A 357-nucleotide genomic window follows, 5' to 3' on the forward strand; every position below is an offset into this window, starting at 1 on the left:
AAGGTGCTCAAGCGCGGCCGCCGCTTCAAGTCGCTTCCTGCAGAAGAGCTGCACCGGGTGCGGCTCGCGACCAAGCGGCTGCGCTATCTCAGCGAGTTCCTGCTGCCGCTGTACGAGGATCGCAAGTCGGCGCGACGTTTCTCGCGCAGGCTCGCAGCCTTGCAGGAGGAGCTTGGCGCATTCAACGATATGGCGGTCACGGCATCGCTGCTCGATGGGCTCGGTACTGAACGCGACAGCGCCGTCGCGGCTGCGGCGATCGCCGGCTGGCAGGCCCGTGCATCGATCGGCGTGCAGCCCGCTTTGCAACGCACGTGGCGCGATTTCACCGCCGCGCGCGTGCCCTGGTCGTCGCAG

Annotated in this window: 1 protein-coding gene; it reads left to right on the forward strand. The window is 67.8% G+C overall.

From position 1 onward, the window contains the following. The coding region (locus AC0L3X_RS47470; RefSeq protein WP_473317661.1) for a CHAD domain-containing protein at positions 1-357 on the forward strand (357 nt) is incomplete at both ends.

The organism is Bradyrhizobium sp. MI1.7, from assembly GCF_055811795.1.